20 protein-coding genes are annotated in these 20,609 nt (G+C 70.8%); 12 read left to right on the top strand and 8 right to left on the bottom strand.

Annotation, left to right across the window (positions count from 1 at the left end; all coding sequences use genetic code 11):
- The 4 genes from ACY0I8_RS09605 to ACY0I8_RS09590 all read right to left on the bottom strand — a co-directional run.
- The coding region (locus tag ACY0I8_RS09605) for a heavy metal translocating P-type ATPase (protein ID WP_461394561.1) at window positions 1–2,205 on the bottom strand (2,205 nt) is incomplete at its 3' end.
- Window positions 2,206–2,217: 12 nt separating this feature from the next.
- Window positions 2,218–2,556: a hypothetical protein gene (locus ACY0I8_RS09600; protein WP_461394560.1), complete on the bottom strand. Its 339-nt coding sequence runs from the start codon at window positions 2,554–2,556 to the stop codon at window positions 2,218–2,220.
- Window positions 2,553–2,789 (bottom strand): hypothetical protein, encoded by a 237-nt coding sequence (locus ACY0I8_RS09595; protein WP_461394559.1) that lies wholly within the window; start codon window positions 2,787–2,789, stop codon window positions 2,553–2,555. The genes ACY0I8_RS09600 and ACY0I8_RS09595 overlap by 4 nt, the downstream gene beginning before the upstream one ends.
- A complete protein-coding gene (locus tag ACY0I8_RS09590) occupies window positions 2,786–3,631 on the bottom strand; it encodes a GerMN domain-containing protein (protein WP_461394558.1) in 846 nt (281 codons plus the stop codon). Before ACY0I8_RS09590 ends, ACY0I8_RS09595 begins: the two co-directional genes overlap by 4 nt.
- A gap of 114 nt (window positions 3,632–3,745) precedes the next feature.
- Between ACY0I8_RS09590 and ACY0I8_RS09585 the strand changes: the two genes are divergently transcribed.
- The 3 genes from ACY0I8_RS09585 (at window position 3,746) to ACY0I8_RS09575 (ending at window position 6,420) form a co-directional block, all read left to right on the top strand.
- A complete protein-coding gene (locus ACY0I8_RS09585; protein ID WP_461394557.1) occupies window positions 3,746–4,378 on the top strand; it encodes a hypothetical protein in 633 nt (210 codons plus the stop codon).
- A 183-nt stretch (window positions 4,379–4,561) separates the two neighbouring features.
- The gene (locus ACY0I8_RS09580) at window positions 4,562–4,876 is read left to right on the top strand and encodes a hypothetical protein (protein WP_461394556.1); all 315 of its coding nucleotides are present in this window, start codon (window positions 4,562–4,564) and stop codon (window positions 4,874–4,876) included.
- Between the two features lie 386 nt (window positions 4,877–5,262).
- Window positions 5,263–6,420 carry a hypothetical protein gene (locus ACY0I8_RS09575; protein WP_461394555.1) on the top strand — a complete coding sequence of 386 codons (1,158 nt, stop codon included), beginning with the start codon at window positions 5,263–5,265 and terminating at the stop codon, window positions 6,418–6,420.
- 75 nt (window positions 6,421–6,495) lie between these two features.
- Here ACY0I8_RS09575 and ACY0I8_RS09570 read toward each other — a convergent pair whose 3' ends face one another.
- The 4 genes from ACY0I8_RS09570 to ACY0I8_RS09555 all read right to left on the bottom strand — a co-directional run bounded on the left by ACY0I8_RS09570 (window position 6,496) and on the right by ACY0I8_RS09555 (window position 10,596).
- The gene (locus tag ACY0I8_RS09570; protein ID WP_461394554.1) at window positions 6,496–7,887 is read right to left on the bottom strand and encodes a hypothetical protein; all 1,392 of its coding nucleotides are present in this window, start codon (window positions 7,885–7,887) and stop codon (window positions 6,496–6,498) included.
- 141 nt (window positions 7,888–8,028) lie between these two features.
- Window positions 8,029–9,438 (bottom strand): hypothetical protein, encoded by a 1,410-nt coding sequence (locus ACY0I8_RS09565; RefSeq protein ID WP_461394553.1) that lies wholly within the window; start codon window positions 9,436–9,438, stop codon window positions 8,029–8,031.
- An 831-nt stretch (window positions 9,439–10,269) separates the two neighbouring features.
- Window positions 10,270–10,422, bottom strand: a complete 153-nt coding sequence (locus ACY0I8_RS09560; protein WP_461394552.1) for a hypothetical protein — start codon at window positions 10,420–10,422, stop codon at window positions 10,270–10,272.
- 21 nt (window positions 10,423–10,443) lie between these two features.
- Window positions 10,444–10,596, bottom strand: a complete 153-nt coding sequence (locus ACY0I8_RS09555; protein ID WP_461394551.1) for a hypothetical protein — start codon at window positions 10,594–10,596, stop codon at window positions 10,444–10,446.
- Between the two features lie 327 nt (window positions 10,597–10,923).
- Between ACY0I8_RS09555 and ACY0I8_RS09550 the strand changes: the two genes are divergently transcribed.
- From ACY0I8_RS09550 to ACY0I8_RS09510, 9 genes are all read left to right on the top strand, one after another.
- Window positions 10,924–12,078 (top strand): sensor histidine kinase, encoded by a 1,155-nt coding sequence (locus ACY0I8_RS09550; RefSeq protein WP_461394550.1) that lies wholly within the window; start codon window positions 10,924–10,926, stop codon window positions 12,076–12,078.
- Window positions 12,071–13,441: a sigma-54-dependent transcriptional regulator gene (locus tag ACY0I8_RS09545; protein WP_461394549.1), complete on the top strand. Its 1,371-nt coding sequence runs from the start codon at window positions 12,071–12,073 to the stop codon at window positions 13,439–13,441. The genes ACY0I8_RS09550 and ACY0I8_RS09545 overlap by 8 nt, the downstream gene beginning before the upstream one ends.
- Before the next feature lie 134 nt (window positions 13,442–13,575).
- Window positions 13,576–13,977, top strand: a complete 402-nt coding sequence (locus tag ACY0I8_RS09540) for a hypothetical protein (RefSeq protein ID WP_461394548.1) — start codon at window positions 13,576–13,578, stop codon at window positions 13,975–13,977.
- 277 nt (window positions 13,978–14,254) lie between these two features.
- Window positions 14,255–14,818: a Fe-S-containing protein gene (locus ACY0I8_RS09535; RefSeq protein WP_461394547.1), complete on the top strand. Its 564-nt coding sequence runs from the start codon at window positions 14,255–14,257 to the stop codon at window positions 14,816–14,818.
- Window positions 14,819–14,820: 2 nt separating this feature from the next.
- Entirely contained in the window at window positions 14,821–16,008 is a 1,188-nt protein-coding gene (locus ACY0I8_RS09530) for an ABC transporter permease (RefSeq protein ID WP_461394546.1), read from the top strand.
- A gap of 103 nt (window positions 16,009–16,111) precedes the next feature.
- Window positions 16,112–16,816, top strand: a complete 705-nt coding sequence (locus ACY0I8_RS09525; RefSeq protein WP_461394545.1) for an ABC transporter ATP-binding protein — start codon at window positions 16,112–16,114, stop codon at window positions 16,814–16,816.
- Window positions 16,817–16,922: 106 nt separating this feature from the next.
- Complete coding sequence (locus ACY0I8_RS09520) at window positions 16,923–17,327, top strand: heavy-metal-associated domain-containing protein (protein WP_461394544.1); 405 nt, start codon at window positions 16,923–16,925, stop codon at window positions 17,325–17,327.
- A 207-nt stretch (window positions 17,328–17,534) separates the two neighbouring features.
- Window positions 17,535–18,857, top strand: coding sequence for a TolC family protein (locus tag ACY0I8_RS09515; protein WP_461394543.1), 1,323 nt, complete (start codon window positions 17,535–17,537; stop codon window positions 18,855–18,857).
- On the top strand, window positions 18,854–20,443 hold the full coding sequence (locus ACY0I8_RS09510) for a TolC family protein (protein WP_461394542.1): 1,590 nt from the start codon (window positions 18,854–18,856) through the stop codon (window positions 20,441–20,443). Before ACY0I8_RS09515 ends, ACY0I8_RS09510 begins: the two co-directional genes overlap by 4 nt.
- Window positions 20,444–20,609: the final 166 nt, after the last annotated feature.

The raw sequence follows: 20,609 nt of genomic DNA, 5'->3' as shown, positions 1-20,609 counted from the left end.
GCTCGCCTTGTCCTCGGGCAGCACCTCGGCCACCACCTCGTCGATGTCGAGCTTTCGGGCCACCGCCTCGGCCGTGGTGCGGCTGTCGCCGGTGAGCATGACGATCCGGATCCCCTCGGCGTGGAGTTCCCGAATCGCCTCGGGGGTCGTCTCCTTCACCGGGTCGGTGACCCCGAGAAGCCCCGCCGCCTTCCCATCCACGGCCACGAACATCACGGTCTGCCCCTCGGCCCGGAGGGCCTCGGCGCGGCCGGCGAGCGGGCCCGGGTCGATGCCCAGGTCGTCCAGGAGGCTCTTGGTGCCGAGCACCACCTCGGCCCCGTCCGCGCGGCCCCGTACGCCTTTGCCGGTGATCGACTCAAACCCCTCCACGGCCGCCGGCTCGACGCCCCGGTCCGCCGCGCCGGCCACGATGGCGGCGGCCAGGGGGTGTTCGCTGGCCCGCTCCAGGCTGGCCGCCAGGCGCAGAAGCCTCGCCTCGTCCATCCCCTCCGCCGGTTCCACGGTAACGAGCCGGGGTTTGCCCTCGGTCAGGGTGCCGGTCTTGTCCACCACCAGGGTGTCCACCTTGCGCATGTGCTCGATGGCCTCGGCGTTTTTGAAGAGCACGCCCACCGTGGCCCCCTTGCCCGTGGCCACCATGATCGACATGGGGGTCGCGAGCCCCAGGGCGCAGGGGCAGGCGATGATGAGCACGGCCACGGCGTTGATGAGGGCGTGGGCCAGGCGCGGTTCCGGGCCGAACCCGGCCCAGACGACGAAGGTGATCCCCGCGATCACCACGACGGCGGGCACGAAGTAGCCTGCCACCTGGTCGGCCAGCTTCTGGATCGGGGCCCGGCTGCGTTGGGCCTCGGCCACCATTCGCACGATCTGGGCGAGCAGGGTCTCCGCCCCCACCCGTTTGGCCTCCATCACGAACGAGCCGGTGGCGTTCACCGTGGCCCCGGTGACGGGGTCGCCCGGGCCCTTCTCCACCGGGATCGGCTCCCCGGTGATCATGGACTCGTCCACGTTGGACCGCCCCTCCACCACCACCCCGTCCACCGGCACCTTCTCGCCGGGGCGCACGCGGAGCCGGTCGCCGGGCTTGACCCGGTCCAGGGCGCCGTCCGTTTCGGTGCCGTCGGGAAGCACCAGCCGGGCCGTTTTGGGGGCGAGCCCCAGGAGGGCCTTGATCGCCGCGCCGGTCTGGCTGCGCGCCTTGAGTTCCAGCACCTGTCCCAGGAGAACCAGGGTCACGATGACGGCAGCGGCCTCGAAATACACGGCCACCTGGCCGGCCTCGTCCCGGAACGACGCGGGGAAGAGGTCGGGGAAGAGGGCGGCGGTCACGCTGTAGGCGTAGGCCACGCCGGTGCCGAGCCCGATCAGGGTGAACATGTTGAGGCTTCGGTTCGCCACCGACTGCCACCCGCGCACGAAGAACGGCCAGCCGCCCCACAGGATCACCGGCGTCGCCAGGAGGAGTTCGATCCAGGTCAGGGTTCGGCCGGCGGCGAGGCCTTCGAGCGGCCGTCCGGGCAGCACGTCGGCCATGGCGATCAGGAACACCGGCACCGTGAGCACGAGGCTCACCCAGAACCGGCGGCGCATGTGGCGCAGTTCGGGGTTCTCCTCCTCCCCGGCGTCGGGCACCCGGGGCTCGAGGGCCATGCCGCAGATGGGGCACGACCCGGGTTCGCTCTGGACCACCTCGGGGTGCATGGGACACACGTACTCGGTGGGGCCCGTTCCGGGCGCGGCGGGGAGCACCGGTTCCAGGGCCATGCCGCACTTGGGGCACGGGCCGGGTTTGTCCGCCACCACCTCGGGGTGCATGGGGCAGGTGTAGCCGCCCGGGGTGTCGGCCGGGTGGGGTTCCGGCGCCCTCGGCCGCGCGCCCAGATAGGCCTCGGGGTCGGCCCGGAACGTTTCCAGACAGTGGGCGCTGCAAAACGCATAGGTCGCGCCCCCGTGGGTGTGCCGGTGTTCGGCCGTGTCCGGATCCACGGCCATCCCGCACACCGGGTCCGTGAGGGCGGCCGGCCCGGATTCGCCGGCGTCGCGGGCACCGCCCGAATACGCCGCGGGATCCGCCCGGAACCTCTCGAGGCAGTGGGCGCTACAGAAGACGTAGGTCGTGCCGCCGTGGGTATGGCGGTGTTCGGCCTTCGCCGGGTCGACCTTCATGCCGCAGACCGGATCGGTGTGAGAGACCGCCATCGCTGGCATCCTTTACAAAGGGTTGAGAAGGGTCGGGGCGGCGAGCACGGCCACGACGGCGGCTGCGGCGAGCCAGGCGACCCATGCCGCCCGGCGCCGCACCCGGGAATCGGGAATCCTCGGGGGCACGCCGTGTACGATCCCGAGGGCGACCCAGGCGCAGGCGAGAGCGGCCAGGGCAAGCCCGAAGCGCAGGGGCCGGCCCCAATGCTGGATGGCGGCGGCCCACCGGAGGGGAAGCCCGTAGCCCACCACCGGCAGATACGCTACCGCACCGTATAGGAGGGCAAAGACCACACCGAGCCCGCCCGAGGCGGCCACCCGGCCGACGGGACCCCAACCAGGCTTCACGGTAGAACTCCAATCGCGAGGCGGATGAATTTGCCCTCCACGGCCGTCGGGTCGCCCGCCGCATCGAACCGGGTCACGTGAACCCGATCCCCGTACTCCCCGAACTTCCCCTCGATCCGCACGGCGCGGATTCGGGCCACGGCCTGGGTGGTGCCGGCCCTCACGGCCTCGGGCACGCGATCCGGAACCGGTCCGGCCAGGGCGGCCAGCACCGCAAGCACCGTGGGGATCATCGGGTTTCCAGGTGGACGTACCAGCGCAGGGGCAGGGTCTTCGCCCCCCGCGCCTCCCGGCCCTTGCGGTCCCGGACCGCCCAGGTGACCCGCAGTTCCATGCCCTCGCGGATCCGGGTCGGGTCGGCGGGACGCAGCACGGCGGCCATGTCGAACATGGAGGTGTAGAGTTGGCCGGGGATGGGGGTGCCGGCGGGCGACTCGACCCGCACCTCGATCACCTCCACGGGCCGGTCGAAGAGGACCTCGATCTCCTCGGGGCTCTCCCCCTCGTGTACGGCCGTGAGCACGTCGAGCAGCCGGGGCGCGGCCGGCGGTTCGACGACGGCCGGGTCGGGCCGCACCGTGGGGCCGGGAGGCTCGGCACCCGCCTGGAGTTGCACGGCCGAGATTCCCTCGAACTGGGTCAGGGTGTGGGCCAGCGCCTGGGCGGCCAGCGGATGGGCCGTGCCCGGGAGTCCCTGGGTCACGCGCACCCGGGCGACTCCGTCCGTCACCTCCACCCCGGCCAGCGTCGTCCCCTCGGGAAACAGGCGGGGAAGGGGCAGGAGGCGCACCTGTTCCGGGTGGCCCCCCACCAACACCCGGGCCGCCTCCTCCACGATCCGGTCGGGGTTCACGGAAAACAGGGGCACAGGCGCGAGCCGGTCGGGGGAGCCCGAGGCCCCCAGCCCGGGCAGGTACACCACGGCGGCCCGGCAGGCCACCCCCTCGGACGCGGGCGGGGCGCCGAAGGCGGCCTCGTAGGCGGGGGTGGCCGAAACGGGGATCTTTTCGGCGCGGGCCAACGGCGCGAGGCCGACGGTGGCGGCGAGGGCGAGAACGGTCGCGAGGCGTTTCATGGGGGCCTCTCCTGGTCCACGGGTTGCAGGGTGTTCAATGGAGGCTACGGTTTCTGCGAGTGTATGGCGCCGGAATCCCAAAGCAAGCGGCGTGCCCCGGTCCGGAGGTGAAGGATGCGCGGAAGGGTGAAGGTTGTGACCGCCGGCCTGCTGCTCGCGGGGGGCGTCGGGGTGTGGGCGGGGGGGTTCCCGGTGCGGGCGGGGGTGGGGCTCGTGCCCAAGGAGTTCCGTATCCGGCCCGTGGAGGGCCTCGACGCGGTGCGGGGCTACGCGGAGGAGTACATCGCCGCCCTGGGCCTCGAAGGGGTGCGGGTCCACCGGGTGGCGCGCAGCGGGGACCGGTATTTCGCGTACGTGCGGGAGGTGGACACGGGGCGGGGGGCCTTCGCGCTGGAGATTTCCGCCGACGGCCGACTGGGGCCGAAGCGGTTTCCGGGGATGGACCCCGAGATGATGTGGAACCAGAAATACGGGCACCGGGCCCGGCGCGACCCCGACCTCGTGCGGGAGCGGCTTGGGCCGGAAGACGCCCTCTCCCGTGTGCGGCGGGCCGTGCCCCCGGACGAGGGGCTTCGGCCGGGGGGATGGGAGTGGTACTACGGGTACGTGCTGGCGTTCTTGTTCGACGAGGCCGGCCGCTGGGCCGGGGAGGCCGCCGTCAACACGGTGAACGGGGAGGTGGTGTGGGCCCGGTTCCCCGGGGGGCCGCCCGAGGCCCGGCCCCCGGTCGCGCCCGTTGAACCATAGTCTCCAACCCGCCGAAGACTATTCTCCATTTTCCCCCGGGGCCCTCCCCTCGCCTCGGCCGCCGAAGTCCCCCCTCGGATTCACAACCCTCCCGTGCTCCCCGGGATTCGCCGGACGCTCCTTCACGGCACGCCCCCTGCACCCTTCGCCGGGGCTCAGGGATGTTGTCTTCGTCGAGGAGAGGTGCGACGGGTGCGAGTGGCCTGGGTGGGGGAGGAACAGGGTTGGCGGCCGGTACTGGAAGCGGCTGGGCTCGAGGTGGTCCCCGGGACGCCGGAAGGGGTTCCGGAGGCCGATGTGGTCGTGTGCTGGGGGCCCTGGCCCGCCGGGCTGCCCTGGCCGCCGGTGCCGGTGGTGTGGTGCCCCGCCGGGGCGTGCGGAACGCCGGGGGCTCCGGCCGCGCGCGCCGATGTGATCCTGCCGGATCCCGTGCGGGCCGTGGACCTCCTCCGGGGGGTGGAGGAGGCGGTGGGGCTTCGCCTGGCACGGCTCCTGTGACGGGTGGGTGGCTGCACTCGCACCCGGCCCGAACCACTCCCCACGCGCGTCCCTCTCCCGTGGGCGAAGAAACTGTTTGGCCCCGGGTAAACCCCCGGGCGGCCCGTGCGTCTCAACGGACATGCACCGTCCTCTTTCTCCGGTACCAGGGCGAGGCCCCGAAGGAGCGCGCGAACCATGAGACGGATGTGGATCTGGGGGGTGGCCGTGGCGGCAACGCTGGTGTTGCTGACCGGTTGTTTTCCGTTCCATCACTGGACCCATCTGGCGCCGGGCCACTGCCTGGTGCCGTAACCGAAGCGGTCGGACGAAAACGACCCGAACCGGCGGGGCCGGTCCCGCCGCAACGAAGAACGGAGAAGAAGACCATGCGAAAGGAAAACGCCGTGAAGAGGTTTGGAACCCGGTCGCACCGGCGGGCGTGGGCCGTGTGGGCCGCCGCGGCCGCGCTCGGCCTGGTGGCCGGGGGCTGCGGGTCCTCGGGGGGCGGCGGTACGACGAGCGCGGCCGTCACGGACAGCAGCACGGTGTCGGGCGTGCTCTCCGTGGAATCGGCCACCGGACGGGTGGCGGCGCGGGTCGGCGCCGCGGCCCCGGCGGGAACCACGGTCTCGTTGGACGATGCGGCCGCCGGGGTGCCGGTGGACGCCTTCGGCGGATTCACGATGGCCGGGGTACCCGACGGGGATCACACCCTGATGGTGCACCTCCCCGACGGGACCGACACGGCCGTGCCGGTGCGGATGATGGACTCCCGCCCCCTGGACCTCGGCACGGTGACGATCGCGGGGGGGCGGGTGGTGGACCATACCGGGTTCGACGGGTACCGGTTCGGATTCGTGGATGAGGACGGTGACGGCAAGAACGACCTGTGCGCCGACGCCGACGGCGACGGGGTGTGTGACGCCGGAACGCCGCACGAGGGGTACGCGTACCTGATGGACATGGGGTGGGCCGATGCCGACGGCGACGGGGTGAACGACCGGTTTGTCGACGCCGACGGCGACGGGATGGACGACCGGGGCCGGGGGGGGCTGGGCCACGGGTTCGGCTGGATGGACGCCGACGGGGACGGGAAGAACGACCTCTTCCAGGACGCCGACGGCGACGGGATCTGCGACCTGACGGGCATGCCCTTCGAACACCCTTTCGGGTGGGCCGATGTCGACGGCGACGGGGTGAACGACGGGTTCGTCGACGCCGACGGGGACCGGATCGTGGACGAGCAGCCGGGCTTCGGCCACCACGCGGGCATGCCCTGGAGGCACGGGTTCGCCATGGCCCACCGCGATGCCGAGGGCGACGGCATCGACGACGTGACGGGGATGCCCTACGGCCACGGGTTCGGCTGGGTGGACGCCGACGGCGACGGGAAGAACGACGCCTTCATCGATGCCGACGGCGACGGGGTGAACGACCTCACCGGCCACATGTACCCCATGGGGTTCGGCCCCATGGGCGGAGCCGGCCACGGGGGCACGGAGGGCCACGGCCCCCTCGAGTGGCCCATGCCCATGCACGGCGGGGGGATGATGGGGATGTAGCCGCGATCCCTGCGGCACGAACGCGTACGGGCCGTCCCTCCTTCGGGGCGGCCCGTTTCGCGCCGGCGAACCGGGTCAGGGCCGGGCGCTCCAAAGGAAGGCCGCGCCCCGGCCGTCTTCCCTCTCGTTGGCGAGGAGCACGGTGCCCCCCCCGTCCAGCAGGGCGAAGTCCAGCACGAACAGTTCCACCCGTCCGTAGGGTTCCTCCGCGGCGAGCCCGCCCCCGCCGGGCTCCAGCCGGACCACCGCGTCGGCGCCGCTCGGGCGTCCCACCAGGGGCAGCCCGGGGGAGCGCCCCCTGCGGATCGTGTAGATCGAGCCCGTGGCCGGATCCACGATCACCCGCCTCGGCAGCCCCACCCACCGTTCGGTGACCCGGTCTTCCTTCTCGAATCCCGACCGGAATTCGGGCGTCTCGAGCCGCACGGCCACGGCGGGCCCGGGGAACGGCCCCAGGTCGGCGAGGAGCACCCCCCGGCCGGGGGTTCCCCCGGGGCCCTGGAGGCGCCACCGCTCCCCGGGCCGGTGGCTGAGCCACCGCCCGTCCGGGAGCGGGGTGGCCTCGTAAAGGGCGTGGTCCGCCAGCCAGTCCGCGGCGCCCCGCACCTGCCAGCGGCCGCCCTCGGGCGCCAGGGCGGACACGGGGCCCTCGAAGGCCGAAAACCGCCCCCTGCGCTGGAAGAGGGCCCGGCCACCCACGATGCGAAGGTATCCCGGCAGCACCTCGCTGGCCGGCTCCAACCCGGGCCAGGTGAGCACCACCGAGCGGGGCCGGGAGTCGGTGCCCTCGTACACCTGGGCGACGTCCTCGGCCCACGTGACGGCGAGTTCCGGGGTGCCGTCGCCGTCCGCGTCCCCCGCGTCGATCCACAGGGCCCGGCTGGGGCGGACCGGGGCCGGGAACCGGGCCAACTCCCGGAGACCGTCGGTCCCGAGCGCCGCGCGGACCACCCGGTCGTCGTAGAGGAGCGCGATCTCGCCCCCCACGGCGCAGAGGCCCCGGGGCCGGTCGGAGAGCTCCACGGTCCGCGCGGCAGGGGGCCGTTCCGGGGAGGGGCCCGGCGCGGGGGCCGCCTGCCCGGCGGGGCGCGGCGCCGGCGGGGCGCCCTCCGGCCCCGGTTCCGGCGGCCCGGCCTCGTCCAGGGCCAGAAACGCGCCGTCCGAAGCCCGGCGCACCGCCGCTATCCAACGTTCGCCCTCCCTTCGCACGTCCACCACGAGTCCCGTGGAGGGGTGCCCTTCGGGCGCCGCGGGAATCACCGCGAACCCCCGTTCCGTGAACCGGCGAAGCAGGGCTCTGGTTTCGGGAGCCGCGAGGAGATCCGAGCCGGTCCGGATCGTGGCGGTCTTTTCTCCCCGCCACCCCTCCAAGACTCGTGCCACGTCGGCCCAAAGGTCCGCCCCCGTTGCGATGCCGGCCCATGCGGCGAGGATCACCATCCAGAACGGGAAAATGGGGCGTCGCACGATCGCACTCCTTACTTCTCGAGGGGGTCGGGGATGCGCCGGGGAGAGTACCACCAGTCGCCCGGCCCCGAAAAAGAGGGGCCCCGTCGCCGGGGCCCCGATGCGGGTTGGGTCAGAACCGCGCGGAGGAAACGGGGTGGATCAGTACGTCCACGCCAGCGTCAGCATGTTGAGCCAGGCGGTGTCGTTGGCGTCCACCTGGTCCTCGATGCCCTGGCCCGGCACGAAGGCCGAGAAGATGTTGTCGATGGAGAAGTTCTTGTTGAATTTGTAGGCGAGCTGGAGGTCGAAGGTGGTGCCGGCGTAGTCGTCCACGTCCTCGCCCGGATCCTTCACGTTGGTCAGGTTGCCGGTCTGGTCGTACCAGATGAAAAAGGCCTGGGCCTTGTACGAGAGATTGGGCACGAACTCGCCCAGGTCGCCCTTGGCGCCCACGGCGATCAGGCGCTGGCCGGGGTTGTTCCCGGACCCGCCGTTCCCGATGCCGCCGTACCCGTCGCCGCCCACGGCCCGCTCCGGCGCGTAGGCATACAGGGACGCGCCGTAAACGCTCGCGCCCGAGGCCAGGTGTTCGCCCAGGATGTTCCCGTCCATGCCCATGAGCGGGGTGAACCGGCCGATGTCGGTAATGCCGAGCCACCCCTCCACGTCTTCGTCGCTCTTGTCGTCGTCGCCTCGTGCGTACCGGAAGGCCACGTAGGGGGAGAGGGCCTTGCTCACCGGCACCTCGAGCCCGGCGAACGCGGCCCAGGAACGCACGTCGGGCCCGCCGTCCTCGAACTCGCCGTTCGCGGCCACGATCTCGAAGCTGGGCTTCACGGGCCCGATCTGGCCCAGGCCCTCGAGGCCGTAGTAGGTGACGTTCACGTTCTTGTCCTCGTTGTCGCTGTAGGCGGCCAGGGGGCTCACCGTGAACTTGCCCCTGCCGGTGTCGAACGTGGCGTCCACCTTGGCCGTGTACACCCGCCAGTCGCCGGTCTGCCAGTCGTCCCGGGTGCCGATCACGTCCCCGTTCTGGATCGGCATGTACAGGACCTCATAGGAGAACATCTCGGAGAGCTTGCCGCGGAGCCCGATGAACGGGTGGTCGTCGCCGTAGAGGAGCCCACCGGTGCGAATGTCGAGGGCGCGGATGTCCCACCCGGTCTCGAGTTCGAGCTGGGGCGCGAAGGTGTAGAGGAACTCGGCCCGCTCGATCCCGAACTCCCCGCCCGCGTTGGGCTGGTTGTTCTTCTCGGCCCCCACGTAGAACGACCGGTCGCCGTTGTCCTTGTTCATGATCACGTCGGCCTCGGCGATCATCTTCACCAACCAGTTGTCGCCCTTGGCCTTCCACCCGAGCCGGAGTTCGGCGCGCATGTGCTCGCCCGAGGCCCAGCCGCCCTCGTTCAGGGCCGGCGCGTCGGGTTTCGAGTCGTCAAAATCGAAGTTGCTGTAGAAGGTGGGTTTCACCTTGGCCGTGCCGAAAAAGTCGATCGCGGCCTGGGCGGGAAGGGCCGCGGCGGCGAGGGCCGCGGCGGCGAGGGTTGCGGACACCAGGTACTTGCGCATGCACCTTCCTCCTTTTCTTGATGGGGTGGATCTGTGGAGAACGACGACTCACTACACCGCGTTCCGTCCAGTCAAACCGTTTTTCCATCACCTCCTTTCGCGTCGCGGGTTTCGCCGGTGAGTCTGTGGATTGGCCCTTCTGGCCATCCCACCACGGTGCTTTTAGCAGGCTGAACCCGATACGTCAACTCAAAAATAACGATGTTTGATTTTGTATACTATTCTACAGTGATGAAGAATAGTATACGGGAAATGTCGGGGCATTGTGGGAAGTCGGGTGTGGGCAAAAGGCGGAAAAACGGGTGGTTGGCCTGCGGTTCCGGTGCGCTCCGGGTCGGGCACGGGGTATGCAAGTGAAGCGGGCCGGGAATCGACCCAACCCCGATTCCCATTCCTCCTGTAGAGGGGGGAGGGGTCTGGTCCACCTCTCCCCCCTCCCGTTTTCCCCCCGCGGCTGTCCCCGCCTCTCCTCCCGTTGACTTGCCCAACCGCCCCTGCCGACATCTTGTTCTGGCCCCGGCTAGGCGGCCCACCTCCCCTCTGATCCCAGCGCAATCGTTGGGGGCCGCCCCCGGCAGAGCGGCTGCCGTACCGGGCGTCGGAATTCGGAGGACAGGTCTCAAGGAGGCGCTGCCGGCTGTCGCCTGTCGACCGATTTCGGGTGCGGGCTCGGGCCCCACCCTCACCTTTGTCGTTGGAACGCCCCACAGAAGAACGGGGGGCGGGAGCAAGCCGTTTCTCGGTCCATGGGCCCCCAAACGCCGCCGGGCCCCCTGGTTCCAGGGGGCCCGGCGGGTCGGGCGGCACCGGCGTCGCTCCGGGGCGCTGGGGTCAGCGCAGGAGGTCGGTGGGTTCCAGACCCGGACCGCTATCTGTGGTGGAGCAGACGCAGTCCGCGGAGGTCGGGGCTGCCGGGGCCGCCAGGCTCACGGTGCCCACCGCGAGCAGGGAGAGGACGACGGCGAGCAGGGTCAGGCGCTTCATGGTACACCTCCTTTGCCGCGCCTAGCGCAGCAGGTCGAGGGGCTCGAGCCCCTGGTGGGGGGTGGTCTGCTGCACGGTGTCGCAGCCGCAGTCCGCGGCAGCCGGCGCCGCCAGGCCGAGGCCGGCCACACCGAGCAGGGCGATGAGGGTGGTGAGGATGACGATGCGTTTCATGATGCACCTCCTCTGGGTGGGGTGAGAGAGCGGGTTGCGTTTGCCCAGAGTGGAAAGCATCGGGCGTGCCAAGCGGGAAGGAAAAACGACAACACGTTGCTATTACAGGATAAATACGGCAGGAGGCGTCTTTGTGGAATCCGGGACGACCGTTCTGTGGAGATGAATAGTCTGCGGCGTGTAGAAAACTCGACACCCCGGGGGGGCGGTGCTAGGCTCCGGCCGGGTTGGTTCCGGGAAAGGCGAAGGGGATCCGGGCGGTTACGGCCGGCGGTACGGCCTTTGCTTGGCCCTGGGGCCGACCGTCCGGAGGGAACGAGCATGCTGGTGAACGATCCGAGGAAGGACTTCTGGCTCAAGGTGGGGATGGTGGGGGTGCTGGTGTTCGGGGTGTCGCTGCTGCATTACGGCACGCCGACGGCCCGGCCCCTGCTCCACGACGTGTACCGCCGGCTGTACTACCTGCCGGTGGGGCTCGCCGCGGTGTGGTTCGGGCTGCGGGGAGGGCTCGTGGTCTCCGGCGTGGTGGCCGCGATCTACGTGCCCCACATCATGATGTACTGGAACGACATGGGCCGGGAACTTTGGAACCGGGTCATGGAGGTGGGGCTCTACTTCGTGTTCACCGGGCTCGTGGGCTTTTTCGCCGACCGCGACCGGGCCCAGCGCCGCCGGCTGCAGCTCGCCAACGAGCGCCTCGAGCGCTCCTACGAGGAACTGCGGCGGCAGGCCGACACCCTGCTCCAGGTGGAGGAGCAGTTGCGGAGGGCCGACCGGCTCTCGGCCATCGGGCAGCTCGCGGCCGCCGTGACCCACGAGATCCGAAACCCCCTGGGGGCGATCAAGGGCACGGCCGAGATCCTGCGCGACGAGTTCCCCGGCGGGCACCCCAAGGCGGAGTTCCTGGAGATCCTGCTCAAGGAGACCGACCGGCTTAACCAGGTGGTCGAGGAGTTCCTGGGCTACGCCCGGCCCCGCGCCGACGAGGAGGCCGAGGCCGTGGACCTGGCGGCTCTGGCCCGGGAGGTGGCGGCGTTCGTGGCCACCCCGGCCCGGAAGGCCGGGGTCACTCTGGCCGTGGAGGCCGACGGCTCGGTGCGGGTGCGGGGCCGGCCGGCCCACCTGAAGCAGGTGCTCCTCAACCTCGTGCTAAACGCCGTGCAGGCGAGCCCGCCGGGCAAGGGGGTGCGGATCCGGGTAGGGTCCTGCCCCGGGCTGGTGCCGGCGGCCGAGTTCCGGGAGGTGGAGGGCCGGGTGGCCCGGGTGTGCGTGGAGGACGAGGGGCCGGGGCTCCCCCCGGGGGAGGAGGGCAAGGTGTTCGAGGCGTTCTACACCACGAAGGAGGAGGGCACGGGCCTGGGCCTCGCCATCAGCCGGAAGATCGCCGAGGCCCACGGCGGGTCGCTCGTGGCGGAGAACCGGCCCGAGGGCGGGGCCCGGTTCGTGCTGACCCTGCCCGTGGTGGAGGGGACCGATGGCTAGGGTGCTGGTGGTCGACGACGACGCGAGCCTGCGGCGGATCCTCGAGTACAACCTGGCCGAGGAGGGCTATGCCGTGGCCACGGCCGCGAGCGGCGAGGAGGCCCTCGAGAAGCTCGACAGGGCGGCCTTCGACCTCGTGGTCACCGACATCAAGATGCCGGGCATGGACGGCATGGACCTGCTGCGGCGGATCAAGGCCGAGGCGCCGGAAACCCAGGTGATCGTGATCACGGCCTTCGGCACCATCGAGATGGCCGTCGAGGCCATGAAGGCCGGGGCGGCCGAGTACATCACGAAGCCCTTCAACCGCGACGAACTCAAGCTCGCGGTGCGAAAGGCCCTCCGGGTGCGCGACCTCGAGGCCGAGAACGTGCGGCTCCGACAGGAGGTGCGCCGGATCGAGGAGGCCGACAAGATCGTGGGCGATTCCCCCGCCATGCAGGCCGTCTATCGTTTGATCGAGAAGGTGGCCGACTCGGACGCCTCGGTGCTGATCACCGGGGAGAGCGGCACCGGGAAGGAGCTTGCGGCCCGGGCGATCCACCGCCTGAGCCGCCGGGCCGACCGGCCGTTCGTGGCCGTGAACTGCGCGGCGATCCCCCGGGAACTCCTGGAGAGCGAACTCTTCGGCCACAAGAAGGGCGCGTTCACCGGGGCGATCCGCGACAAGAAGGGCCGGTTCGAGGAGGCCGCCGGGGGGACGATCTTCCTCGACGAGATCGGGGAGATGCCCCTGGACCTCCAGCCCAAGATCCTGCGGGCCCTTCAGGAGCGGGAGATCACCCCGGTGGGCTCCAACGAAGTCATCCGCGTGGACGCCCGGGTCCTGGCGGCGACGAACCGGGACCTGGAGGCCGAGGTCGAGGAGGGCCGGTTCCGGGAGGACCTCTACTACCGGATCGCCGTGGTGCCGATCCACATGCCGAGCCTCCGGGAGCGGCCCGAGGACATCCCGCTCCTGGTGGCCCATTTTCTGAAAAAGCTCGCGCCGGGCCGGCCGGTGCGGGTGGAGCCCGAGGCCCTGGAGGCCCTGAGCCGGTACACCTGGAAGGGGAACGTGCGGGAACTCGAGAACACGATTGAGCGGCTCCTCGTGCTCACCGAGGGGGACACGATCCGCCTTCAGGACCTCCCGGAGAAGATCCGGGAGCCGAAGACTCGGGAGAACGGAGGCGACGGGTTCACGTTCCACCTACCGCCCGAGGGGGTGTCGCTCGAGGACGTGGAGAGGGCCGTGATTGAGGAGGCCCTGCACCGCACGGGCTGGAACCAGACCCGGGCCGCGAAGCTCCTGCGGATCCCCCGGCACATCCTGCTCTACCGGATGGAGAAGTTTGGAATCCCGCGGCGCCGGCCGGATTAGCTGATCTTGTGGTGTGGTTTCTGGAGAACGGATCTCGACTAAAGTCGAGCGAGGCGCTTGACGATCAGGGGCGAGACGCGTATGTTGGGCGATGTCGTTTTTCTGACCAATCTGGTTTGCTTGAGGAGCCCTGCTTGACCCTGCCGGCCGTTGCACGCCGAACCGGACGCATCGCCGCGTGGCTCGCGGTGGCGGTGGCGCTTCTGGGGTTCGCCCCCCGGATGCCCGACTGCGGTCCGTCGTGCTGCGCCCAGACGCCCGCCCACCACGGGGCCGGGGACATGGGCGCCCACGGTTGTTGCTGCGACCACGCGCCGGTGCCGTGCGACATCCAGCGCGATCTCGGCGATCCCGTTCCGCCGGCCGCGGTGGCCGCCGCCCCGGCGGCCCAGGGTTCCCAGGCGGTGGCGGTGCTTCCTCCGATGGTGGGGCGGGTCCCCGTCCCCGGGCCGGCCCCCCGTCCCGAGCGGATCCGCATTCCGGGGACGGCACCACCCACCCCCCTGTACCTTCAGAACACCTCCCTTCTGTGTTGACCCCGTAGTGCCGTAGGGGGCCACCCCCGGACGGGGCGCGGTGCGCCTTCGTTCCGGGTCGCGCCCACCCCGTGGTGTGCCCTGATTTCCGGTTGTTCCATCGTTCACTTTTTGACCGACCTCGCCCTCCCGTCCCCGAGGGGCGGGGCGATCCCCGTTGCCGCGGATCCTCCCGTCCCCGGCGTTGGCCGAGGATGAAGTTCGCGGAGGTAGACCCCCGGAGTGGACCAGAAAACCAACCGAATCCAAACCGAAAGAAACGGAAAGGAGTTAGACCATGAGCCAGAACACGAACCGTCCCGACGACAAACTCGCCGCCAAGAAGGCCGCCGTGCTCGGCCAGGAGAACCGGAAGCGCTCGAAGGCACCGCTTCTCGCGATGATCGCCTGTGCCGTCGTGGTCGTGGGCGCGGGCGTGGCCTTCTGGGGCCTGCGGGGGGGACCCGCGTCGGAGGTCGCCGCAGTCACCGCGGCCCAGGCCGGGGAGATCGTGCTTCCGGCGGCCCAGTTCGACGACGGGAAGGCCCGATTCTTCCAGTACGAGGCCGGCGACGGGGTGACGATCAAGTACTTCGTCCTGAAGAGTTCCGACGGCGTGATCCGGGCGGCCTTCGACGCCTGTGACTCCTGCTGGCCCGCCGGCAAAGGGTACCGGCAGGACGGGGACGAAATGGTCTGCCAGAACTGCCGCATGCGGTTTCCCTCGGTGAAGATCATGGAGGTGAAGGGTGGGTGCAACCCGGCCCCCCTGAAGCGTGAGGTCCGCGAAGGCAAGGTGATCCTCCGGGTGGCCGACATCCTGGAGGGCCGGCGGTACTTCCAGTTCGGGCGGGAGGGCTGACCATGACGCTCCGGGACATCGCCGTTTTGAACCTGCGGCGGCGCAAGGCCAAGGCGGCTTTCGTGCTGGCCGGATTGGTTGTGGGCGTGGCGACCGTGGTGGGGCTCATGACCCTGTCGCGCGCCCTCGTGGAGGACGTGAACCACAAACTCGAGCAATACGGGGCCAACATCCTCATCGTGCCCCGGACCGAGAGCCTGTCGCTCACCTACGGGGGGCTCAATCTGGGTGGGGTGTCGTTCGAGACGAAAGAAATCCGGCAGGAGGAACTGGACCGAATCTCCACCATCCGCAACGCGGGCAACGTGGCCGCCGTGGGGCCGGTTCTGCTCGGGGTCGTAAAGGTGAAGGACCAAAACGCCCTGCTCGCGGGCGTGGACTTCGACGCGACGCACGTCCTGAAGCCCTGGTGGCAGGTGCGAGGCGGGTATCCGGCGGAGAACGAGGTGCTTCTGGGCGCTGACGCGGCCCGGGCCCTGGGATTGGGGCCCGGTGACTCCGTGGCGCTCGACGGGTGGGAGTTCCGGGTGGCCGGGGTGCTGGAGCCCACCGGGTCCCAGGACGACCACCTCATCTTCACCCACCTGGGGGCAGCCCAGTTCGTGCTGGAGAAAGAGGGGCGGATCTCGCTGGCCGAGGTGGCTGCCCTGTGCGCCGATTGTCCGATCGAGGACATGGTCCGGCAGATCGCGGAGGTGCTCCCCGGGGCCAAGGTGATGGCGATCCAACAGGTGGTGAAGGGCCGCATGGAGACCCTCGGGCACTTCCAGAAGTTCTCCCTCGGGGTCTCGGCCCTGGTGGTGCTCGTGGGGGGGCTCGTGGTGCTCGTGACCCTGATGGGGAGCGTGCGGGAACGCACCGTGGAGATCGGCATCTTCCGGGCCGTGGGGTTCCGGAAGAGCCACGTGATGCGGGTGATCCTCCTGGAGGCCGGCATCGTGTCGGCCCTGGCCGGGGTGGTTGGGTACCTGGCCGGGTATCTGGGGGCACGGGTTCTGGTCCCGCTCTTCGCCGGGGGCCCGGGGGACGCCATGGCCCACCAAGGGGGCCATGTGGTGAGCGTGCCCCTCGACCCGGTCCTGGCCGGGGGTGCCCTGGTGCTGGCGGTGGCCCTGGGGCTCCTGGCGAGCGTGTACCCGGCGTTCCTTGCGGCCCGGCTCGACCCCAACGAGGCCCTGCGGGCCCTGTAGGGCGCCCGGTGAATGCGCTCGGGGCGCAGGAGCGGTGGAACGGAGTGGGCCCACGCCCCTTTCCACCGAACGACCAACGACCCACGACCAACGGAGTGTTCCCATGTCCCATATCGTTGCGGAAAACCTGACGAAACAGTACGGAAGCGGCGAGGCCGCGGTGTTCGCGGTGCGCGGCATGAGCTTTTCCATCGAACCCGGCGAGTTCGTCGCCGTGATGGGCGAATCGGGCTCGGGCAAATCCACCCTGCTTTCCATCCTCGGCGCCCTGAACACCCCCACCGAGGGCCGGCTCGTGGTGGACGGCATCGACGTGTACGGCCTCGACGGCGAGCGCCGCGCCGACTTCCGGCGGGAGTTCCTGGGGTTCGTGTTCCAGAGCTTCCACCTCGTGCCGTATCTCACCCTGGCCGAGAACGTGATGCTGCCCCTGGCCACGGTGAGGGCCCCCCGCCGGGAAAAGCGGCGGATGGCCGTGGAGGCGCTGGAGAAGGTGGGCCTCGGGGCCAAGGCCGACCGGCTGCCGAGCCAGGTGTCGGGCGGGGAGCAGGAGCGGGTGGCGATCGCCCGGGCCCTGGTGAACGACCCGCCGATCCTCCTGGCCGACGAGCCCACCGGAAACCTCGACACGAAAACCAGCCGGGAGGTCATGGACCTGCTGACCCGGCTCAACCAGGAGGGCACCACCGTGGTGATGGTCACCCATAGCCCGGAGTGCGCCGGATACGCCCGGAGGGTGCTGCGGGTGGCCGACGGGCAAATCGTGGAGGAGGACCGGCTCGTGAAGGACGCGGCGGCGGGAAGCTAGGCGGCTAGGCGGCTGGGCGGCTGGGCGGGGCGAGCCCCGTCCCTTCCGTCCCTCAACGACCAACGACCAACGACGGACGACCAACGACCAACCAAGGAGCCATTCGATGCGTATCGCGAGCTTTGGCGTTGTTGTGGCGGTGCTTCTGGCCGCCGGATTCCTGGCCACGGCGGCCGTGGGGGAGAAGGGGGCTCCCACGGCCGGCCGCGGGCCCACCGACCGGGTACTCTTCGCCGTGGAGGGGCTTTCCTGCGGAAGCTGCGAGGGCCGGGTGGTGGAGGCGCTCCGGGCCCTGCCCGGGGTGCGGGCCGTTGGGGTGGACCTGGCGGCCGGCCGGGTGGGCGTGGAGTACGAACCCGGCCGGGCGGACCCGAAGCGGCTGGCCGACGCCGTGACCCGGCTCGGCTATCCGGCCCGGTACCTCGCCTCGGGGCCGTCCGTGGCCCTCGGGGCCGCCGGCCGGCCCGGCTCCAGCGGGTGCGGAGGCACCTGTTGCGGAGGTGGGCAATAGTCTACAGACGGATGCCGAATAGTCTTCAGTTTGTACGAACGCACGGGCGCGCTGCTTCGGAACCACTTGAAATCAGAGCAAAAAATCCGTGGCACGGGGGTTGCTGCCTGGGGCGGCGGCTTTGGCCGACGGGTGGCGGCGCCCCGAAATGGTGGTACACCGGCCCCCGTCGGCCAGGACCCCTTCGTTGAGATCGGAGAGGACGGGATGAAACGAAGCCTGGGATGGACCGCGGCGCTCCTCTTGGCAGCCCAGGTGGCGGCCGCGGCCGGGGCGCCCGAGGACCTGGAAGCGCGGCTCCGCAGCGGCCCGTCGGTGGGCGACCTGGTCGCCTACGCCTACCGGGCGAACCCCAAGATCGAGGCGGCGCGCCAGAGGTGGCGGTCGGTGATCGAGCGGTACCGGGTGACCACGGCGTATCCGGACCCGCAGGTGATGGTGACCTACTTTCCCCGGCCCATCGAGACCCGGCTCGGGCCCCAGGACTGGAACGCGGTGCTGAGCCAGATGATCCCGTTTCCGGGCAAGCTCTCCAAGGCCGGCGAGGTCGTTGAGGCCGACGCCCGGATCGCCCGGCTCGAACTCGACAAGGCGGTGCGGGATGTCATCGTGGCGCTGCGGGAATCGGTGTACGAACTGGCCTACATCCGCCGGGCCAAGCAGGTGGTGGCGGCGAACCGGGACCTCCTGGATCACCTCCGGAAGGTGGCCGAGACCTCCCACGCCGAGGACCGGGCCGCCTTCGTGGACGTGGCCAAGGCCCAGTCGCAGCGGGCCCAGCTCGAGTACGACGCCCTGCTTCTGGAGGAGCTGGAGGCCACGGAGCGGGCCCGGCTCAACGCGCTGCTGAACCGTCCCTCCGACGCGGAGCTGGGACCGTTGCCGGACGAGCCGGTGGAGCCGCTGGCCTACACCCTGGACGAGATCCACCGCCTGGCCGCCGAGCGGCAGGAGGAGATCCGGATCGCCGAGGCGAAAGTGGAGAAAGCTCGGGCCCGGATGGACCTGGCCCGGTACGAGAACCTCCCCAACTTCATGGTGGGGCTCTTCTACGCCGGCATCGGCGACCCCGATGTGCCCATGGAACCCGACGACGCCGGCCGCGACGCCGTGGGGGTGCAGTTCGGGCTCACGATCCCCCTGTGGCTCGGGAAGAACGCGGGCCGCACCGGGGCCGCCCGGGCCGAGATGGAGCGGGCCCGGGCGCTCAAGACCGCCCGGATCAACGACACCGACGCGATGATCCGGAGCCTCTACTTCCGGCTCAAGAACGCCGAACGGCTTGTGACGCTCTACCGGGACGAACTCCTCCCCCAGGCGGCCCAGTCGCTGGAGGTGGCGGAGACCTGGTTCCGGGAAGGGGAGGGGAGTTTCAGCGATTTCATCGAGACCCAGTCGGTTTTCTACAACTTCCAACTCTCCCTCGCCCGGGCCGAGGCGGACTACGGCAAGTTTCTGGCGCGGCTCGAGCGGCTCACGGCCACGAGCCTGACGCGCCGGGACGGTGGGGCCGAGGAGGTTCAGCCATGACGCGGTGGGAACGATGGATGCGGCGGGTCGGGGCGGGCGGCGCCCTCGCGTTGGCCCTCGCGGCGGCGCCGGCGTGGGCCGGATACCGGGCCCTCGACCGGGAGTGGGAGGGGTACGAGCCGGGCGAGTTCTACCGCGCGCAGTTGGCCTCGACTCCGCCCACACGGCCGCACGCGACCGGCGAAGGGGCGTTCGAGGCCCAGAAGGCGCGGTTGGAGGAGGCCCGGCGGCGGTGGGCCGAGGCCCTCGAAGCCGGCCTGCCCGGCGAGCGGTTCTACGAGCCCGCCCCCGAGGTGCTCGAGCGGGTGCGGCCCGCGGCCGACGACCCGGGGAAGGCCCAGGCCCTTTTGGCCAACGGGTTCGACCTGGAGACCCTGGAGGCCCTGGCCTGGGTCCGGAACCCCGGGATCCGGGCGGCCGAGGACACCCTGCGGGGGGCCCTGGAGCGCTACACCCAGGCCTGGAACCTCGACGAGATCCTGCGGCAGTACACGGCGTTCACCGAGGGGCTGATGACCGGGATCGGGCCCATGAAGGGCCGGGAGCCGGTGCAGATGCGGTTCCCGTTTCCCGGCGTCCTGGCCCTCAAGGGCGAGATCGTGACCCAGGAGGTGCGGGCGGCGGCCGAGGCGCTGGAGATGGCCCGGCGCAGGGCCGTCACCGGGGCCCGGCGGGCGTACTGGAACCTGGGGTTCGTCGGCGAGGCCGAGCGGATCACCGGCGAGATGCTCGATCTCCTGAAGCGCCTGGAGTCCGTGGCGAAGGCCCGGTACGAGGCCGGCAAGACGAACTTCCAGGACGTGATCCAGGTGCGGATCCGCCGGGAGACCGTGTCGGAGGACCTGCGCACCCTGGCCGAACAGCGCCGGACCCTGGAGGCCAAGGTGCGGGAGATCCTCGACCTGGGGCCGGAGACGGCCGTGGGCAGGCCGACCCCCGGGGAGCCGGAGCGCCGGGTGCCGGAGCTCGAGCCCCTGTACGACCTGGCCCTTGAGCGGCGCCAGGAACTCCGGCAACTGAGGGCCACGGTGGGGAAGATGGAGCGGATGATCGAGATGGCCGAGACCCGGATCTACCCCGCCTACACCCTGAACCTGTCGCTCTTCCAGGACGAGGCGGTGACCCAGGTGGGCACGGCCCGGGTGAAGGAGCCCTTCGCCGTGGCCACCACCGCCTCCATGGGGGCCGGGCTGCCCAAGATGCCCTGGTACGGAACCGGCGACGCCTACGTCCGGGAGACCCGGCAGAAGCTCGAGGCCCTGCGCCAGACGCTGCGGAAGGAAGAGGCCGCCACCCGGTACGGGGTGCGCGACGCCTGGTTCCGGCTCGACCGGGCCGCCCGCGAGGAGGCGCTCTACGCGGGCAAGGTGGTGGGGCTCTCCCGGGCCGCGCTCGACGTGGCCACCCGGGGCTACGAGGCCGGCGACGTCATGTTCGCCGACGTGATCGGCGCCTACATGGGGTGGCTCCGGGCCCACCTGGCCGCCGCCCGGAAGCGGGCCGACCTGGGGGTGGCCTGGGCGGAACTGGCCGAGGCGGTCGGGGCGGATGTCCGGGGCCAGAATTCAGAGGACAGAGGACTGTAGGGGGCCACGACACGGCCTCCTATTAGTCCGGCGTCAATAGATGCGCGCAAGGACATCGCGAGGGCATGGGGCCTGCTTCCGGCCGTGCGTGAGTGCGGCATCCGGCTTACGCTGCATCCGGCACTCAGCCGGATGGACGGAACCACTCAGGAACTCTGGGCGTTTT

This window comes from Deferrisoma sp., from assembly GCF_054681715.1.
Note: the sequence above shows the minus strand (reverse complement) of the source record. Positions and strands in the feature narration are given on the sequence as shown.

What these genes read in the sequence shown, in the direction of transcription:
- ACY0I8_RS09595 (WP_461394559.1), bottom strand. Translation starts at nt 2,789, where the DNA reads ATGATCCCCACGGTGCTTGCGGTGCTGGCCGCCCTGGCCGGACCGGTT.
- ACY0I8_RS09590 (WP_461394558.1), bottom strand. Translation starts at nt 3,631, where the DNA reads ATGAAACGCCTCGCGACCGTTCTCGCCCTCGCCGCCACCGTCGGCCTC.
- ACY0I8_RS09585 (WP_461394557.1), top strand. Translation starts at nt 3,746, where the DNA reads ATGCGCGGAAGGGTGAAGGTTGTGACCGCCGGCCTGCTGCTCGCGGGG.
- ACY0I8_RS09565 (WP_461394553.1), bottom strand. Translation starts at nt 9,438, where the DNA reads ATGCGCAAGTACCTGGTGTCCGCAACCCTCGCCGCCGCGGCCCTCGCC.
- ACY0I8_RS09560 (WP_461394552.1), bottom strand. Translation starts at nt 10,422, where the DNA reads ATGAAGCGCCTGACCCTGCTCGCCGTCGTCCTCTCCCTGCTCGCGGTG.
- ACY0I8_RS09555 (WP_461394551.1), bottom strand. Translation starts at nt 10,596, where the DNA reads ATGAAACGCATCGTCATCCTCACCACCCTCATCGCCCTGCTCGGTGTG.
- ACY0I8_RS09545 (WP_461394549.1), top strand. Translation starts at nt 12,071, where the DNA reads ATGGCTAGGGTGCTGGTGGTCGACGACGACGCGAGCCTGCGGCGGATC.
- ACY0I8_RS09535 (WP_461394547.1), top strand. Translation starts at nt 14,255, where the DNA reads ATGAGCCAGAACACGAACCGTCCCGACGACAAACTCGCCGCCAAGAAG.
- ACY0I8_RS09530 (WP_461394546.1), top strand. Translation starts at nt 14,821, where the DNA reads ATGACGCTCCGGGACATCGCCGTTTTGAACCTGCGGCGGCGCAAGGCC.
- ACY0I8_RS09525 (WP_461394545.1), top strand. Translation starts at nt 16,112, where the DNA reads ATGTCCCATATCGTTGCGGAAAACCTGACGAAACAGTACGGAAGCGGC.
- ACY0I8_RS09520 (WP_461394544.1), top strand. Translation starts at nt 16,923, where the DNA reads ATGCGTATCGCGAGCTTTGGCGTTGTTGTGGCGGTGCTTCTGGCCGCC.
- ACY0I8_RS09515 (WP_461394543.1), top strand. Translation starts at nt 17,535, where the DNA reads ATGAAACGAAGCCTGGGATGGACCGCGGCGCTCCTCTTGGCAGCCCAG.
- ACY0I8_RS09510 (WP_461394542.1), top strand. Translation starts at nt 18,854, where the DNA reads ATGACGCGGTGGGAACGATGGATGCGGCGGGTCGGGGCGGGCGGCGCC.